The following is a 17,062-nucleotide window of genomic DNA, read 5'->3' as shown; positions in this document are numbered from 1 at the left end:
CATGAACAATTAGAATTTAGCCATCAGGTTCAGACCAAAGCTCCTGGTGCGTGGAATACCGAACGCTTCAAAGCCCTGGGCATTACTGTTAGTGTAGCTTGATTCCGGATCAAAGTTGTCCGTTTTCTTGTACAGGGTGAGCAGGTTACGCGCTACGAAAGAAATAGAAGCGCTCTGTACGACCTTCAGGCTTTGTACAGGGATCTGGTAGCTCAGTACAACCTGGCGCAGTTTTACGAAACTGCCATCGTACATAAACTGATCTGTATAGTTCTTGGTATTGTCATAGTAAAGACGCAGGTTAGATACCGGAATGGTGTTGGTGTAAGCATTGCCATTCTGATCTACGCCACTCAGTGTAAGTCCGTTTTCGCGACCAGCCAGGGTCTTCTTGTGCAGACCGAAACGGGTAGCATATACATCCATTACAGAGAATACTTTGTTACCGAATTTGCCGTCTACCAGTACATCCAGTGTCAGGCTCTTATACCTGAAAGTATTGCTGAAACCCATGGTCAGTGGTGGTACACCATTACCCAGGTATTTCAATGCGCTCTTTTGCTGATAACCGGTAGCACTGTTGAAGATGGTTTCACCCTTGTCATTCTTCGCTGCGCTGTACCCCATGATCACACCATAAGGGCGACCAACCGCATTGTGTACGAATGCCCAGCTACCAACACTGGTAGCCATCTGTAAGGTGGTAAGACCTGCTGCCAGTTGTACCACTTCACTCTTGTTGTAAGCCATATTATAGCTCACGTTCCAGGTAAAGTCTTTGGATTTTACAGGAGTACCGGTTAAGAGGACTTCAATCCCTTTGTTTGACAACTTACCTACGTTCAGCAGGGCATTGTTATAACCGGAAGCAGTAGAGATAGCGGTGCTAACGATATCGTTGGTCGTTTGCTTGCTATAGTAAGTGATATCAAAACCGATCCTGTTGTTCAGGAATTGTGCTTCCAGGCCGGCCTCGTATGTAGTAGAAGTAAGCGGTTTCAGGCTGGAGTTAGTCACCAGGTTTACCCCACCGGACTGAGTAACCGTCTGTACTGGCTGGCCGGCATGTCCACCCTGTACCATCGTATAACTCTGGTTCAGGATGTACGGATCAGGTGTAGCGCCCCCCACTTGTGCCCATGAAGCACGTGCTTTGGCATAGCTGATAGCTTTAGGTAACTGTACCGCATCAGAGATGATAAAGCTGGTTCCAACAGCAGGATAGAATATGTGATTGTTCTGCGGGCTCAGGGTAGAGAACCAATCCTGGCGGCTGCTGAAGTTCAGGAACAGCACAGATTTGTAATCCAGATCGATAGCGCCGAATACAGAGTTGGTGGCTACGTTATTTCTTGTTGGCGTAGTAGTCGTGGTACTCAGGTTGGTGTAGCTGTAGAAGAATGGAATGATGAATTGTGTACCGGTGATCGCTGTCTGGTTTGACTTGTAACGACGGGCATTGGTACCTGCCAGTACATTCAGGCCGATCGTTCCGGCGAGTTTGGTATTGTAGTTAGCCGTCAGCATAGAGTTGGTTTCTGATACGGCATTTCTCAAACCACTGTATTCACCTGCCGCCCCTGTAGTATACACTGTACCGGTAGGAATAATACCTACATAGTCATAGTTGAAGAAGTCGCGGCTGATATTTGCTTTGACATACAGGTTTTTCAGGAGATCGTACTTCACACTGGCCTGACCAATGAAACGGTTTTTAGTATCGTTGTTTTTGAAGCGGTTTACAACAAAATAAGGGTTAGACGCGTAAGCAGTTTCGTTCCATTGAATTTCACGGCCATCGGCATCATAACCGGGGTCCAGCGAGCGAATGTCCACAGTGTTTGCGATCATATACACGCCCCAGTTGGGGTTGCCGGTAGCATCCCCGGAACTGGAACGATTTGTGGCATTCTCTACATTGTATTGCGCTATTGCTTCGATGCTGATCCTTTTACCCAGTGCAGCGTTCAGATTCAGGTTGGCAATTTTCTTGTCGAACTTGGAATTGGGAACGATGCTTTTGCTGTTGGTATTAGAGAGCGAGAAGCGGAAATTCAGTGCTTCATTACCACCGTTAAAAGCTACGGTGTTGGTATAGGTAGAACCGGTACGGTAGAAGTTCTGGATATTATTCTTTTGCGGAGAGTAAGGATGTTCTTTACCATCAAATGCGATGTAGTTCTGTCCATCCATTTTTGCCCCCCAGCTACGACGGCCCCAGGTTACTGCCTGTGACTGTGAGGTAGGTTTTACACCGCCATCACCCTGGCCGTATTCATATTGCCAGTCAGGATAAACAGAAGGTGTTTCCATGGTGAAAGTGCTGTTGTAATCTACACCTACACCTTTGCGGGCACGACCTTTTTTGGTGGTGATGAGGATGACGCCATTTGCTGCGCGGGAGCCATAGAGTGCCGCTGCAGTACCACCTTTCAGTACGCTGATGGTTTCGATATCATCAGGGTTGATACCACCGATACCATCGCCGCGGTCTACGTTCTGACCACCGCCACCGGTAGTCGGGCTACCACCGGGAGTAGTATTATCGATAGGCATACCGTTTACCACATAGAGGGGTTGGTTATCGCCATTGAGGGAGGTGTTACCACGGATGATCACACGGCTGGAACCACCAGGGCCGCTAGCTAAGCTGGTGGCATTCACCCCTGCGATTTTACCAGTCAGTGCATTGGCTACGTTCACCTCACGGGCTTGTGTAAAATCACTTCCCTTTACTTCGGTTACAGCATATGCCAGTGCTTTTTTATCTTTCTTGATACCCAATGCCGTCACTACAACTTCGGAAAGTGCTTTATTGGATTCAGCAAGAGAAATACCCACAACATCCGCGGCACTGTTTACAGTGATCTCCTGTTTATCAAAGCCGATGGATGAAACCACCAAAACTACCGGTAGTGTAGCATCCTTCAGGTTCAGTTCAAATTCTCCTTTTTCATTGGCGACAGTCGCGATAGATGAATTACCCTTTACAGAGATGGTAGCACCTGGCACAGGCGCACCATCAGGACCGGTAACTTTACCTTTCAGTTTATCAGCAAAGAGGGAATTGTAATTGAGAATAGTTGCAGTTGCGTCACTGGTATAAATAGAATACTGTGTCTTATTGACACGCATGTACCGCAGCGCAAAATCAGATAATAATAATTTTAAGGCAGCTTCTGCCTCCATTGTTTCTGCTCTGTCTACGAGGTCAGCGGAGACCATTTTGCCATCCAGCAGTCCTTCTCTGTATGCGAAACGGATATTTTGCAGCTTTTTCAGCCTTACCAATGCATCTTTCAGTGAAATTGTTCCTGCCTTGTGGTATGGGATATTATCTGTCTGCCTCATGGAAGCATACATTGCGGGCGTCTGTGCGCTGACAGGTGCAGCAATACCTGGTAGCAGGGCACAGGAAAGCAGCCCCAAAAGTAGATTCTGGTTTACGATGTTCATTAGTTTTTTTTTACGTGTACTGTTTATACGCGCTTCCTCCGCGTACTCCCTTTACTTTCCTGATGTGATGACCAGTTCCTTTTTGTAAGGGTGATCGATTGTTACGTTTAGCGTAGTGGTAATTACGGTTAAGAGTTCTTCTACATTCGTTACGTTAATATCTCCTTCAATTTTCAATTTCCTGAGTGATGCGTCTGTTACTTTTACGGTATAGCCATAGTTATCCTGCAGTGTTTCTATGATCTCACCCAAAGTGGCATCTGTAAACGTAAGCTGTATCTCGGTCCAGCGCTTAATCTTCTCTGGTTGATCTAATTTTCTTGTAACTGACAATTTATTATCTGCGTATTCCACATAATCACCGGGCAACATGACGAGCGAGCGATTCTTATTATAATCTACTTTGATCTTGCCGGTGATCAATCCAACTTTGGTTCTGCCATGGCGGCTTCTTACGTTGAAGGATGTTCCCAGCACTTCGATACTAATTCCATTGCTATGTACTATAAACTGCTGCCCGGGGCCTGTTCGGCTGATATGTTTTACATCGAAATAGGCTTCACCTTCTACCCATACTTCCCTGGGCTTTTTATCACTCCACTCTTCATTAAATGAAATAGCAGAAGATGCGTTGAGTGTTACGGTGCTGTGGTCTGGCAATGTCACTGTTCTCATTTCTCCATAACCTGTTGCTATCTGCTCCATATGCGACCGGAAATAATGGTTCACTATCATATAACCTCCGGCTGTAACGACAAGGGCTATAGCTGCAGCACGCACCCAGTTGTTTAACCAACGCATGCGCGCAGGTCTTGCGCCGTGGTTTTCTATAGTGGCCGTGATCCTTTCGAGTACACGGGCTTTGTTATCCTTATTATCCCAGAACTCCTGTGACCGGTAGGAACGGATCACACTTGCAGCAAACTCAAAGTTGGCAGCTGCTGCAGGGTATAGTACAGGGAACTCGCTCCAGAATTGTGCTGCTACAGCATCTTGTTCTTTGCCGGACACCCATTTTATAAAAGCATCATCGTCCAAAAAATCCTGTAGTGAATAATCTAAATATTTATCATTGTTCATCACGCTATCCCCTGTTTATTGGTATTATACATGACATAGTAAAAATTATCCCTCCGGAATCGGAATTTTTTTTGAGAAATTTTTCAGGAGGAAAAAAAGACAGCTTATCAGTAGCCAGGTTCGTTTGTTGGAGGCCTTTTGGAGATTATCCAGGGCTTTATATAATAACTTGTATGTGGAACTCATATTGATGTCCATGATCCCAGAGATCTCTTCATAGGACATCCCTTCATAAAATCGCAGGAAAATAATTTCCTGCTGCCGGGCGGGGAGTGTATTGACCATGTCGATCACCTGCTTCCGCAGCTCCTGCTCTTCCTGGCGGAAAGAGGCATCCGGAATAAAGTTGACACTAAAACTTCCCCCTTCCCCATCCAGTTCAACAAATTTGGAAAGGGACTGGATCTTACGGAATAAGGTAGAACGGAATGCTTTGTACAAATAATTCTTTACAGATACAGGTTGACCCAGTCGCTGACGGGTAGTCCATATTCTCACAAAAAGGTCATGGACTACATCGTGAACAAGGTCTTCATCGCGCGTGAACTTCCGGCCATAATTGTTCAATAGTTCGTAAAACTCTCCATATAGAGCGGTGAAGGCATCCCAGTCCCCCTGTTTAAACGCATTCCACCATAACACGTGACTCTCCGATTGCATGGGCAGTTAGTTTTGGAAGACGCTTAATAATACGAAAAACTGGTCAAATCTTCACGATAATATTTCGCTTATACATGATCCATACCGGTATAAGCATGAGTAGTACCAATGTGATGGCAGCCGCCAGTGATGCATTCAGCGGCGATAAAAACGGCATAAACAAAGAAGAGGGAATACTGTGTATACGTGGTACCAGGCCAGACAGTACGTAGGCTGTGATCGCGTTCCGGCCAAAAGCCACGAACGGGGGTGTGACCCTTTTATATCCCTGCACATCTATCAGCCAGTAACACAAGGCCAGGCCCATACTGGCTAACCCGCCGGTAAACAGTACAAAAGAACTGGTCCACAATTGTTTATTGATAGGGAAGAATTCGTCCCATATTAATCCTGCGATCACAGCAAGAAAACCTGCTGCAAATAGCCAGGCTACTTTCTCTGCTTCCGGTTTATCTTTTCTTCTTACCCAGTCGCCCACCATAATACCCAGCAACCCGGTACCGATAGCCGGTAATGTACTTAAGATGCCTTCCGGATCCCAGGTACGGGATGCCTTCCAGAGGTGATCGGGTGTGAGAATGGTTCTGTCCAGCCATGCGCCTAAGTTGGTTTCCGGCTCAAGGTTAGGATATCCTACACCCGGCACCGGTACCAGGGTCATGAGGAGGTAATATCCGATTAACAGGCCCCCGCAGATCCAGATGCGGGTCTTGCTGCTGGTCTTGAGATACAATAATGATATGATGAGATAAACGACGGCAATCCTGGCCAATACACCGGGAATGCGAACGTGCGCGAAGTCGAACTTAGGAATGAGGCCAAAAGCCAGTCCGATACCAAAAATAATGGCCGCCCGGCGAAATATGTGGAGGATGAGGGATTTATGTAAGGCAGGATCTTCCCGCCGGCTACTTAATGCAAATGATACGGCCACGCCTACCATAAACAGGAAGAACGGGAATACCAGGTCAGTTGGCGTACATCCATTCCATTTGGAGTGCTCCAGGGGCGCATAAATATGTCCCCAATCCCCGGGATTATTAACGAGGATCATGGCAGCTACGGTAAGGCCGCGAAAAAAATCTAAGGAAAGTAAGCGCTGTTTCATTGAATGAAAAATATAAAAAAAGATCGGGTATCAAAAGTAATTTTTACCCAAACTTATTCAGGTACCGGCATGAACGTTGAATGAGATACTGACCGTTTCAGTTGACCGGGCAAACGGAGGTAAGGCCGGAACGCCGTGCCGGCAGCTAACTGAGGAAACTTTACGATTACTTTTAAGTGCTTCTTTTATTCTTGTTTTGCTGTTTGCATTTTTACCAGTGTAGCCCGGTCATAGAACACCAGCTTGTTTATTTTCAATGACTTTTCATCTGCAAACTGTATATCCACCTGGTAGTAATCCGGGAACTTATCTTTGGGGGCGTAATACCGGCACCTGAAAAACACGGTGCTATCCGTCTTCATAGCCGTCACAGCAGGAATCGTCATTTCTGCCACATCCCGGATGCTCTCCGCAGCTCCTTTCATACTCCACTTTAAATGATCATCATACTTCACCTTACTTTGATCCAGTAAGGTAGCTGCCTTATCGGGCTTGCCATCCTGTACATACTCCATAAAGCTGATAGCGACCTCCCGCTGATCTACATTTCCGATAGACTGGGCAAAAGCAGGTTGTAATGCCAGCAGGCATAACACCAAAGAAAGGAGATAGTTGTTTTGCATACGAAGGGGAATAAATGGTGGTTGAATTTGATTACGACGCTCCGGATTAGACGGCCCTTGCTCCAACAGGTTTAAATTTATCCTAGCATTTGCTCTCCCTAATTTACCAAATTAACCTTATAAAATGAAGGAGTCCTGCAGCCGGGTCTATACCGCGAGACCTCGCTCATACAGCTGCAGGAAGGGCATTTTTTTGCTCCCACCATAGCCATACAGCCGGAAGTAAGAATTTATGAAAAATAATTGCAGCGCTAGGGGTATTTGTAATTCCCCGTTGTCTACCTTTGGGAATCCGTGAAAGAAAAATTAACAGATAACCATGCAATAGAGCGATATTTCTTCGAATATTTCGAAGGATTGCATCGTTATGCTTTTACAATACTGAAAGACAGTGAAGAAGCACGAGATGTGGTACAACATATCTTCATGCTCCTCTGGGAAAAGAAAGACACCCTCTCTATCCAGCAATCAGTAAAGGCTTATCTCTATACCGCTACACATAATCACTGTCTGAACAGGATCAAGAGCCTGCAAACACGGCAACAGCATTATAACAGGTTTGCAAGCGGACAGGAGCATGCTACCTCGGACAATGAACAACAACTCTCCATGCGGGCACTGAAACAGGAGGTTTTATCGGCAATGGAATCGCTACCGGACAAATGCAGGGAAATCTTTTACAAGAGCAGATTTGAGGAGAAAACCTACCCGGAAATAGCAAAAGAGCTGGAGATCTCGGTCAAAACAGTTGAGGCACAAATGGGGAAAGCACTCCGTACACTACGAACAAAATTATCAGACAGGACCTATTTCTGGCTATTGATCTCGTTACGTTTATTGACTGAAATTCAAAAATTCTTTCACTGATATGGCTAATATTCAAATCACCGACGAACTGCTGTCAAAATATTTCGCAGGGGAAGCACTCCCTGAGGAAGCTATGGCAATTGATGAGTGGAAAAAAAGCCATGCAGACAATGCGCACCTTTTCAATGCCAGCTGGGAAGCCTGGCACATGACCAGTGAGCATACTTATACGCCGCCAGACCTCCATGCAACGTGGCAGAAAATAAAACCGGCACGTAAAATACGGCTATTACCATGGATGGCGGCAGCGGCTACACTGCTTACCGCCGTTGCACTCTTATGGCTGCAATTCAGAAAGCCGGCCACCATCACGATTGCGGCTATCCAACAGACCATTACACAAACACTCCCCGATGGCTCTACCGCCAAAGTCACCACCGGTGGAAGCATCAGCTATACTGACCGTACCATTCAACTGAAGGGGAATGGGGACTTCGATGTTACATATAACCCGGATAAACCATTTGTGGTAGTAGCAGGACCAGTGAAGATCAGCGTGCTTGGCACTGCCTTTCATGTAGAAGAAAGTGATTCACTCATCACTGTGCAGGTCAGCAGCGGTAAGGTAAAAATGAATAAAGATAGTAAAGAGATCATCGTTACCGCAGGGCAACTAGGCTACTATAAAACTGGTGCCCTGGTTCTGGAAAACTATCACTTTACTTTTGAGAACAATACACTGGGCAGCATTATTGAAAGACTGTCCATTGCCTACCATAAAAAGATCATACTGAAAGATCCTGCTCTGGCAGCATTAAGGATATCCAGTGTATTTGAAGGTAAAACGCTGGATTACATGCTGGAGGTGATCACCTCTACGCTCAACTTACAATATTCTTATATCCATGCAGATGAAATATTGATTGAGGCCTCATAAAGGGCTGCCATCAGCTTCCTTTATATGCCAGCATTGCCTCTCTTCCAAAATGATCTGCTTTTCGGGTTGTTTCCGGCAAGCGATATTCAGCCGCCATTTTCAGTACGATGTCAGTAGCAGTACCGATACTGATCTTATGCCCCGGCGATACAAACACAGGGTTAATACCTGGTTGTGTTCTCAATACATTCCCGACATGCTCATTATTATCTTCTGCCAGTAAAGGAGAGATACTGCCACGTGCTTCCGCCAATGGGCCAAAATTACCATACAGGCGGGTTTTCCCACATCCCAACGTTGGCAGGTCCAGTACAACGCCCAGGTGGCAGGCCAATCCGAATCGCCGCGGATGAGCCAATCCATGCCCGTCACAGAAAATCAATCCGGGATGAAGTGAGAGTTTTTTCCAGGCTTCCAGTAAGACCGGCATTTCCCTGAATGAAAACAGCCCGGGGATATAAGGGAAGGTCACATGCATAACATGTGTAGCCACTGCCTTCACTTCCAGCGTATGAAAGTCAAGTACAGCTATAGCACCCGCAATAAGGTCGGTATCTTTATCATATTCCACATCTACACCTGCTATCAATTGCAGATCTGCGGGTAACTCATCTTTTAGAATCAGTTGTTGTCTAAGATTTTCCTGTAGTTCAATAGCAGCTTGTTCAGTTAGCATGCTATAAAAGTAAAACCTACTCATTTAAATTCCTGAGAATTTTCCTCCCTCCTGCACAATAGCCAGGCTATATGCTGACGATACATCTAACAGTACATCATAAGGGCACCATAAGTATACCAAAAGGGCACCTCAATATCCAAACGATATTGAGGTGCCCTTTTGGTGATGTACCAGTACTCAATTGGTGATAGGTTGGCGCTATTGTTTCACTATTGGAAGCGGCCATTTTGTAGCTGCTGTTATCCCGCTTTTATGCATCATATAAAATAACCAGGCCCCTATGTTTTTGCCTTTGGCAAAAACATAGGGGCCTGGTAGCATTATTCTTTTAAGGAAGGAATTTAAGACATCAGCTATTTACTTTCTTTCGTCGTACACACCGAATTCCGCGATGGCCGGCGGCGCACTACTTTCCTCAATACTGATTCTCACTTTTCCACCTCTAACTGTATTAAAGCGATGTATTCTCACGCGCCCCTGCTGTACACCAGCCGGCAATGACTTCCACACACCACCATCGTTATACTCAAGTTTGTACTTCCTGATATGATCCCCATCTTCTACAATCGTAATCATATTAAAATCCTTCTCACGATCAAAGTCCACTTCATACCATGGTTGTTTTACTACTGCATTCGACTGCCAGCTGGTACGGAAGTTATCATCATTTGCAAAATCCATAATGTTCATATCATCACTCCAGCTGGAATTACTATACTGATATTTCGCAAAGTTCTGTGCAGTAATAGGCGCCTCTCCTTTAGGCAAGGCAGGTAATGGTCCCGCAGGTTTCCACATCTTACCCATCTGTGTCAATGCGGCAACAGCATTATCATCGATCAGCCCCTCACGGTTAGGTGCTACATTCAGTATGAAATTACACCATGCCTTATTCAATTGTACCAGGTTATCATTCACCAGCTTTACAGGATCCTTCACGGGAGTAGTCGGGAAGCTGGTTTTCCAGAACCAGTTCTGGTTGATTGGTAAACAGGACAATGCCGGCAACTGATTACTTTCCTTTGAAATGTGCTGTCCCGCACCCTGCTCATAAGATTTAATATCCGTATAGAAGAGGGCATCGGTCGGGTACTTGGCTGCATTCAGATCCATAAGCAGGCAGTTAGGCTGCAGTGTCTTCACAAGATGATAGATATCATCAAAAGGCACATCCTCATAAGAGATACGGGACCATGGGGCATCCCACCCGTCAATGATCAATGCCGTAATTTCCCCGTAATTGGTCAGCAGTTCTGTCAACTGTGCCTTGATCATTTCAATATCCTGGCGGGTGATGCCATGCGGACGGATCTTATGGTGTGTATCCAGGATGGAATAGTACAACATTACTTTTAATCCCTTTGCTCTGAATGCATTTACATATTCTTTTACAACGTCACGTTTCAGGGGACTATTCATCACATTGTAGTCTGTTGTCTTTGTATCCCAGATACAAAAGCCACTATGATGTTTGGTTGTCAGGCACCCGTAGGACATATTCGCTGCTTTGGCAGTAGTGGCCCACTGGTTGCAATCCAATCTGGTAGGATTAAAAGCACTGGCAGGTGTTTCCGGGTCAGGCCAGTCCTGGTCCATGAATGTGGGAATGTTGAAATGAATGAACATACCAAACCTCAGGTCAACAAATTGTTGCTGCAGTGTGGATAGCGATTTTGATTGTGCACTTAAAATGGCTGGCGACAAGCACAGTAAGCCTGCCAATAAGCTGGAAAAGAATTCTTTCTTCATATGAGACCTATACGTGGTTTAGAAAACCCAATATAATATAAGCATTGCGTGCTGCAATCTCTCAGATAAACTACTATCATGATTGGTGAAATTCACACCAATCTACTTATGTTATGGTAAGTTCATGTGCAACCAATCCTCTCCGGAAGGCTTTTTTATCATCTATTTAATGGTGGATGGATGCCCTGTGCCCGGCTTTCGCAGTGAAAATCACTGGCTCCCCTATTTTAACAAATTTACAGGTATGGTTCACCCCGCCAAAACAGATTATGGCAAGGTTTTGGAATATCACCCCTGTGCAGGTACCAAACTAGAGAGTCAATTAATTAAAATAAAATTCATATGAAACTAAGGATCATAACTTTGGCAGTATCGTTGCCTGTTTTATTGTTTTCCTGCGTAGGTACAAAGAAGTATAAAGCTTCGGAAGCCCGCTATGTTTCTCTGAGTGAGAAATATGCTGCACTGCAGGGACAATTACAGGATTGCCAGCGTAGCCTTCGTGATTCCACTGCTGCTTTTGAACATCGCAGAACTGTCGCAGACGAACGTACAGAAGGTCTGAAAAAGAACAATAACGAATTGCTGGATCAGCTGAAAAATCTGTCGGTAATCAGTAATTCACAGGCTGAAAGCATCAAGAAATCACTGGACAATATTGGTGCAAAAGATGCATATATCCAGGATCTGCAATCAGCAATTGCTAAGAAAGACTCCCTCAACATGGCGTTGGTCATGAACCTGAAAGGAGCTATTGGTGATCTGAATGACCAGGATATCAACATCAAAGTAGATAAAGGTGTGGTATACATCGATATCTCCGACAAATTACTGTTTGAGAGTGGCAGCTATGATATCACTGCACGCGCGAAGGAAGTATTGGGTAAGGTGGCCAAAGTGCTGAATAACCAGCCTAATATTGAATTCCTGGTAGAAGGTCATACTGATACTAATCCATATAAAAAAGGTGTACTGCTGGACAACTGGGATCTGAGTGTGAAGAGAGCAACCGCAGTAACCCGTATTTTACAGAATGATTATGGTATCAACCCTGCACGTATCACTGCTGCCGGTCGTAGCGAATATGTGCCTGTAGCATCCAACGATACACCGGAAGGACGCGCAGCCAACCGTAGAACAAGGATTGTGATCCTGCCACAATTGGATCAGTTCTTCAAGCTGTTGGAAAAGAAACAATAAATTGATGGCTGAGGATCACGAAAGTGGTCCTCAGTTTTTCTACCCCTATAGAAAATATCAACCGATAGCTGATCGCATTAAAAATCTCTTTTACTTGAAAAAGTATCCTTATACCAAAATACCACTTACATGTAATTTTTACCCCCCCGTTAGCACTAGTGCAAAAAACACTTTAACTTACACTACGGTGGACAATAACCGATACCTGTTACAATATGTTTTGCTAAAAAAATAGTTTAGCGATTATTAACGTTATAAGATGTAATGTTTATTTGTAGTATAAAAGAATTATCCCGCTTGCGAATGTTCTGGTATGTGTTATTTGTGTACATGCTCTCAGCATTCATTGCCTGTAACCCCGGTCAACAGGGCGAGGTTGATCACCCCAAATTTTTCGATACCGTCATTCGCCATACTGATAGCCTGGGTGCTGATCCGGACAGAGAAAAAAGTATGCGCTATCTTGATTCAGTTTATTCCCATTTTCAACATGCGGGCCCCGGCGATTTATACCGTAAATATCTTTGGAAAAGAGGATACTACTATGATAAAGACTATTCAAAAAGCCTGATTTATTGCGATAGCATGTTGTATGTGATGAAAGATCTGGCGGACAATAAAAAGTATACAAAGTCTTATGTCAATGCATTGTTGAATAAAGGAGATGTACTGGTCGCGCAAAAACGACTGACGGAAGCTTTTGAATATTATTACAAGGCGAAGCAAATAGGTGAAACCACCCATGACACCGCCTTCCTGGCTGACTATTATAACCAGCTGGGCATGATCTGTTACAGGCAGGAGAAATACGCAGAAGCAGCCAGGTATTTTAAGTCGGCTACGCAACTTCGCCTGGTTTGCGGATTGCAGGATTTCGGCGCCTTTTCTTTTATACAGGAAAACCTGGACAATACTGCCCTCAGCTACGACCGTGCCGGCAACTATGACAGCGCTGATGTATATTTCCGGAAAGCACTCAATTACATCAAAGCAAATGAAGCCCGCTTTCAGGATGCTGCCAATTACAAGCGCTATATCATTGCCGCAAAAGGTATCATCTACGGCAACCAGTCGTTCATGTACCTGAAAAAAGGAGATACCGCCAGTGTAGAACCACTGCTCCTGGAAAGTATCCGCATTAATAATCAACCGGGTTTTGCCAACGACGATGCCTATTATACACAGTTGCGGCTGGCCAACCTGTACATTAATACCAACCGGATGTCCGAGGCATTCCGGATACTGACTTCTATAAAGTCGGCACTGGATACTATTGCCCTGCCAGACAGGGAACTGCGGCTCAGATGGCTGAAAGCTGAACAAACCTGGTTTGAGAAGACCCATCAGCCTGATAAAGCCTATGCTTTTCTGAAAGAATATACTTACATCAAAGATTCGCTCGACAATCGTAACCGGACTATGCACGAAGCAGATATCAGCAGGGAATTTGACAACGTAGCCCGTCAGCAGGAGATCATTTCACTCAAAAACGACGATAGGCTCAAGACAATCCTGCTGGTGATCGCATCGCTCTTTTTAGCATCGGTGATCACAATCGCTTTCCTGATCTGGAGAACATGGTTGCGCTCCAAACAAAACCTGCAACTTGTAGGTATCCAGAATGACAGGCTTACCAATGCCCTCCGCAACCTGGAAAGCCGCGATCAGGAAAATGCAGCCCTGCTCAAAGTCATCATTCATGACCTGAAAAACCCTGTGGGCAATATCGGGGCCATAGCTGGTCTACTACTGGATGGAGAACAATTTGACCCGGTGCAGCGCAAAGCCATGTACCAGATGATTGCCAACGCAGGTAATCAGGCGTTTGAAATCATCAACCAATTACTGGAGAATAAAAACAAAGGACAACTGGCCGGTTTAAAATCAGAACTGACCGACCTTCCCCTCCTACTGATGGAATGTATTGATCTGTTGCAGTTCAAAGCACAGCAAAAGCGGCAACGCATCAAAGTGGGCCGTATACCCGCAGGTCTGGCCTATCTTGACAGGGATAAGATCTGGCAGCTTTTCACCAACCTGATTGACAATGCAATCAAGTTCAGTGGTGAAAAATCAGTGATCAGTATCAGTGCTACCCGGACAGACAATACCTTTACCATTATGATCAAGGATAAAGGCATTGGTATTCCGCCGGAATTAAAGGAAAAGATCTTTGAGATGCACACTTCTGCGGGAAGGCCGGGTACAGCCGGTGAACAGTCCTTCGGACTAGGGTTATCCATCTCCAGAAAAATTGCAGAAATGCACAATGGTCAACTATGGTTTGAAAGTATACCTGGTAAGGAAACAACGTTTTATGTAGCGCTCCCATGTGAGCCTAGTAAGCAACCTGCTGTTAAAGGTGCGCGTCTGAACGTATAATGTTGGTTATAATACAGCCTCCACTGTCTCCCGCTCCATCAGCTTCCGCATGTTAATAATGGCATACCGTACCCTGCCCAATGCAGTATTGATACCTACATTAACGGTTTGCGCAATCTCTTTAAAGCTCAGATCCGCATAGTAACGCAGGATCAGGGCTTCCCGCTGTGTTTCAGGCAGGCGATCCAGCAATGCCTGTACAGCGGTATTGGTTTCCTGGATAATAATCCGCTGCTCCTGGCTCAGGTCCATACGACTGTCGCCACTGGTGATGTCATCGTTATAGATGAGAGCAAAAGCAGGACGGGCATTCTTCTTACGAAAATGGCTGATACAGCAGTTGTGGGCGATTCTTACAGCCCATGCAATAAAACGGCTGTTGTCCAGGTAATGGCCTTCGTTCAGCGCATTAATGATCTTGATAAACACATCCTGGAAGATATCTTCTGCCAGGTGACGGTCCTTTACCAACAGCATAATGGTGGTAAAGATCCTGTTCTTGTGCCTGTATACCAGCACCGAGAAAGCACTGTCGTCTCCCGATCTGTAGAGTTTTATTAATTCTTCATCTGTCAATTCACTATATCTTTTCATGGTATGATTATTAGATGTTGAAGAAACTGGCCGCTCTCGATAAAGCAGCCCTGTTACTTGTGGTTTTGATGGAGATGGTCATTAGTAAACTAGTTCTTAAGATGCAGGTAAGCTTTTACCTGTTCGTAATTGTTCCAGTCGATACCCGCCTTGCGTGCCGCAGCCTGGCCACCCGGAATAATTACATATCTGTATTGGAAAGACTTCTTTCCACTATCATCTGTATGAGAGCTAAAATCTGAATTGCTGTAGATTTCAAAGCCACCAGCAAAAATAGATACGTTGAGAATGTAGCTGCCATCGAAATATGGTAACGGCATTACGATCAGCTCACCGCTGCTTGTATAATACTGAGTGTATACTTTTACATCGCCGCTGTTCAGGATAGCTGATGTGATCTTTGGCGCGTCTATATCTACAAAGTAAGTCACATTGTCAGATGCCAGGCTGAAAGTAGCATCTGCCCATGCAGAATAAATAATACCTGCATTACCCGCAACACCTGTGTCGCCTTTCTCACCCTTCGGACCCACAGGACCTGCATCACCTTTTTTACAAGAAGTCATTCCAAGAGCAAGGGAGAACATACATGCAACGAATAAATAACCGAAAACCTTTTTCATAATTTAAATTTTGATTGTTTGTTATTGATAGAATGTTTAAGTCTTTTAAATAATTTTTATCTCCATCTTTTATCATCGCCCGCTTTGCGGACATGGGTTAATGGCATATGCCTGCCGGCTGCCGGAAAAACACTTTAAAAATTGCGTGGACACAGATCACCATATCTGTTCCCTATCAGGAAACCAATTAAAATTTCATGGGTTCCTTTACTCACCGTATTCAATGACGATGTGGTATAATCATATGAATAACCGATATTGATTGTCGAGTTAACATTCACACCTAACATCGCCGCAAACCCATCCTTTATGCGATAAGAGGCCCCTACCCACATCCTGTCTCTATACTGAAATTTTGTATTCACATCAAAACTCACCGGTGCTGCTGTAATCATCCTCACCATCACTGAAGGCAATACACTGATATCTTCAGTGACAAATGCACGGTATCCGCCTGAAAGGAATAAATGCGGCACCAGTTTACCTCTATACAATGAGTCACCTACCACTTTTCCATTATCATATGCAATACCCTGCGGGATAATATTCTGTACCGCCGCACTGATATAATAGTTACTGCTGTACAACATCAATCCCGCATTCACTTCCGGCCTCCATTTATTCAGCACGGTACTGGCTGCTATGACCGGGTCGCCCGCCTGCTCAAAATCCAGCTTAGAGGCATCCAGCGACACCTGTTGTGCACCCACGGAAATACCGGCACTTACACTGGTACGCGCGGATATAGGAATATGATGCGCATAGGTGCCTGTTACAGAAAACCTGTTCAGCGGTCCTGTCTTATCATTCAGGATTGTCAGCCCCACACCTGCATGCGCCGGCGGTGTTGTATACTGCTGCCAGTAAGCCCTACCTCTTGGATTCTCGCCCTGAGGGGTCAATCCTGTAATGCTCGCTTCAGGATAATCACTCTTGCGCAACGGTCCATGCACGGTGAGGTAAGAAGTAACCGGGGCACCATTCAATCCTGCCCACTGGTGGCGATGGCTCGCCTTTACATCCCAATAGTTCTCAATTCCTGCTACAGCAGGGTTAATGATGAATGTATTGAGGATATATTGGGTGTAGTGCGGTTGTTGCTGTGCGTTGCTACTGGCCAGCCAGGCCAGCAGCAACAACAGCAGTGATAATCTTTTCATAGTT

The 17,062-nt window shown here is 45.1% G+C and carries 14 protein-coding genes; 4 read left to right on the top strand and 10 right to left on the bottom strand.

The genetic code is table 11. The features are described from left to right. Nucleotides 1–9: 9 nt before the first annotated feature. From ABDW33_RS00525 to ABDW33_RS00505, 5 genes are all read right to left on the bottom strand, one after another. A complete protein-coding gene (locus ABDW33_RS00525) occupies nt 10–3,456 on the bottom strand; it encodes a SusC/RagA family TonB-linked outer membrane protein (protein ID WP_343688107.1) in 3,447 nt (1,148 codons plus the stop codon). A gap of 51 nt (nt 3,457–3,507) precedes the next feature. Then, nucleotides 3,508–4,536: a FecR domain-containing protein gene (locus tag ABDW33_RS00520; RefSeq protein ID WP_343688106.1), complete on the bottom strand. Its 1,029-nt coding sequence runs from the start codon at nt 4,534–4,536 to the stop codon at nt 3,508–3,510. Between the two features lie 45 nt (nt 4,537–4,581). Then, entirely contained in the window at nt 4,582–5,196 is a 615-nt protein-coding gene (locus tag ABDW33_RS00515; RefSeq protein ID WP_343688105.1) for a sigma-70 family RNA polymerase sigma factor, read from the bottom strand. Nucleotides 5,197–5,239: 43 nt separating this feature from the next. Then, a complete protein-coding gene (locus ABDW33_RS00510; RefSeq protein ID WP_343688104.1) occupies nt 5,240–6,304 on the bottom strand; it encodes a heparan-alpha-glucosaminide N-acetyltransferase domain-containing protein in 1,065 nt (354 codons plus the stop codon). Between the two features lie 185 nt (nt 6,305–6,489). After that, nucleotides 6,490–6,927 (bottom strand): hypothetical protein, encoded by a 438-nt coding sequence (locus ABDW33_RS00505; protein ID WP_343688103.1) that lies wholly within the window; start codon nt 6,925–6,927, stop codon nt 6,490–6,492. Nucleotides 6,928–7,221: 294 nt separating this feature from the next. Here ABDW33_RS00505 and ABDW33_RS00500 point away from each other — a divergent pair, with 294 nt between their 5' ends. Beyond that, a complete protein-coding gene (locus ABDW33_RS00500) occupies nt 7,222–7,794 on the top strand; it encodes an RNA polymerase sigma-70 factor (RefSeq protein ID WP_343688102.1) in 573 nt (190 codons plus the stop codon). Nucleotide 7,795: 1 nt separating this feature from the next. Next, nucleotides 7,796–8,671 carry a FecR domain-containing protein gene (locus ABDW33_RS00495; protein ID WP_343688101.1) on the top strand — a complete coding sequence of 292 codons (876 nt, stop codon included), beginning with the start codon at nt 7,796–7,798 and terminating at the stop codon, nt 8,669–8,671. A 10-nt stretch (nt 8,672–8,681) separates the two neighbouring features. Here ABDW33_RS00495 and nfi read toward each other — a convergent pair whose 3' ends face one another. Together nfi and ABDW33_RS00485 are read right to left on the bottom strand one after the other, a co-directional pair. Then, entirely contained in the window at nt 8,682–9,347 is a 666-nt protein-coding gene (nfi, locus tag ABDW33_RS00490; RefSeq protein WP_343688100.1) for a deoxyribonuclease V, read from the bottom strand. 360 nt (nt 9,348–9,707) lie between these two features. Further along, entirely contained in the window at nt 9,708–11,099 is a 1,392-nt protein-coding gene (locus tag ABDW33_RS00485) for an alpha-L-fucosidase (protein WP_343688099.1), read from the bottom strand. 342 nt (nt 11,100–11,441) lie between these two features. On the opposite strand from ABDW33_RS00485, the gene ABDW33_RS00480 reads away from it, so the two are divergent. Both ABDW33_RS00480 and ABDW33_RS00475 read left to right on the top strand, forming a co-directional pair. After that, a complete protein-coding gene (locus tag ABDW33_RS00480) occupies nt 11,442–12,299 on the top strand; it encodes an OmpA family protein (protein ID WP_343688098.1) in 858 nt (285 codons plus the stop codon). 330 nt (nt 12,300–12,629) lie between these two features. Continuing rightward, nucleotides 12,630–14,681 carry a tetratricopeptide repeat-containing sensor histidine kinase gene (locus ABDW33_RS00475; protein WP_343688097.1) on the top strand — a complete coding sequence of 684 codons (2,052 nt, stop codon included), beginning with the start codon at nt 12,630–12,632 and terminating at the stop codon, nt 14,679–14,681. Nucleotides 14,682–14,687: 6 nt separating this feature from the next. Here the strand turns inward: ABDW33_RS00475 and ABDW33_RS00470 are convergent, their stop codons facing one another. From ABDW33_RS00470 to ABDW33_RS00460, 3 genes are all read right to left on the bottom strand, one after another. After that, nucleotides 14,688–15,275 (bottom strand): sigma-70 family RNA polymerase sigma factor, encoded by a 588-nt coding sequence (locus tag ABDW33_RS00470; protein WP_343688096.1) that lies wholly within the window; start codon nt 15,273–15,275, stop codon nt 14,688–14,690. A gap of 89 nt (nt 15,276–15,364) precedes the next feature. Further along, nucleotides 15,365–15,898, bottom strand: a complete 534-nt coding sequence (locus ABDW33_RS00465; RefSeq protein ID WP_343688095.1) for a hypothetical protein — start codon at nt 15,896–15,898, stop codon at nt 15,365–15,367. Between the two features lie 134 nt (nt 15,899–16,032). Then, nucleotides 16,033–17,058 (bottom strand): type IX secretion system membrane protein PorP/SprF, encoded by a 1,026-nt coding sequence (locus ABDW33_RS00460; protein WP_343688094.1) that lies wholly within the window; start codon nt 17,056–17,058, stop codon nt 16,033–16,035. Between the last annotated feature and the right edge of the window lie 4 nt (nt 17,059–17,062).

Origin of the sequence: Chitinophaga sp., from assembly GCF_039596155.1 — a bacterium.
Classification (GTDB): domain Bacteria; phylum Bacteroidota; class Bacteroidia; order Chitinophagales; family Chitinophagaceae; genus Chitinophaga.
The sequence above is the reverse complement of the archived record's forward strand: the minus strand, read 5'-3'. Positions and strand labels throughout refer to the sequence as shown.

Excerpts from the sequence above, each read along its gene's own strand:
- ABDW33_RS00525 (WP_343688107.1), bottom strand. The coding sequence starts at position 3,456 with ATGAACATCGTAAACCAGAATCTACTTTTGGGGCTGCTTTCCTGTGCC.
- ABDW33_RS00475 (WP_343688097.1), top strand. The coding sequence starts at position 12,630 with ATGCTCTCAGCATTCATTGCCTGTAACCCCGGTCAACAGGGCGAGGTT.
- ABDW33_RS00515 (WP_343688105.1), bottom strand. The coding sequence starts at position 5,196 with ATGCAATCGGAGAGTCACGTGTTATGGTGGAATGCGTTTAAACAGGGG.
- ABDW33_RS00510 (WP_343688104.1), bottom strand. The coding sequence starts at position 6,304 with ATGAAACAGCGCTTACTTTCCTTAGATTTTTTTCGCGGCCTTACCGTA.
- nfi (WP_343688100.1), bottom strand. The coding sequence starts at position 9,347 with ATGCTAACTGAACAAGCTGCTATTGAACTACAGGAAAATCTTAGACAA.
- ABDW33_RS00470 (WP_343688096.1), bottom strand. The coding sequence starts at position 15,275 with ATGAAAAGATATAGTGAATTGACAGATGAAGAATTAATAAAACTCTAC.
- ABDW33_RS00485 (WP_343688099.1), bottom strand. The coding sequence starts at position 11,099 with ATGAAGAAAGAATTCTTTTCCAGCTTATTGGCAGGCTTACTGTGCTTG.
- ABDW33_RS00460 (WP_343688094.1), bottom strand. The coding sequence starts at position 17,058 with ATGAAAAGATTATCACTGCTGTTGTTGCTGCTGGCCTGGCTGGCCAGT.
- ABDW33_RS00465 (WP_343688095.1), bottom strand. The coding sequence starts at position 15,898 with ATGAAAAAGGTTTTCGGTTATTTATTCGTTGCATGTATGTTCTCCCTT.
- ABDW33_RS00495 (WP_343688101.1), top strand. The coding sequence starts at position 7,796 with ATGGCTAATATTCAAATCACCGACGAACTGCTGTCAAAATATTTCGCA.
- ABDW33_RS00505 (WP_343688103.1), bottom strand. The coding sequence starts at position 6,927 with ATGCAAAACAACTATCTCCTTTCTTTGGTGTTATGCCTGCTGGCATTA.
- ABDW33_RS00520 (WP_343688106.1), bottom strand. The coding sequence starts at position 4,536 with ATGAACAATGATAAATATTTAGATTATTCACTACAGGATTTTTTGGAC.
- ABDW33_RS00480 (WP_343688098.1), top strand. The coding sequence starts at position 11,442 with ATGAAACTAAGGATCATAACTTTGGCAGTATCGTTGCCTGTTTTATTG.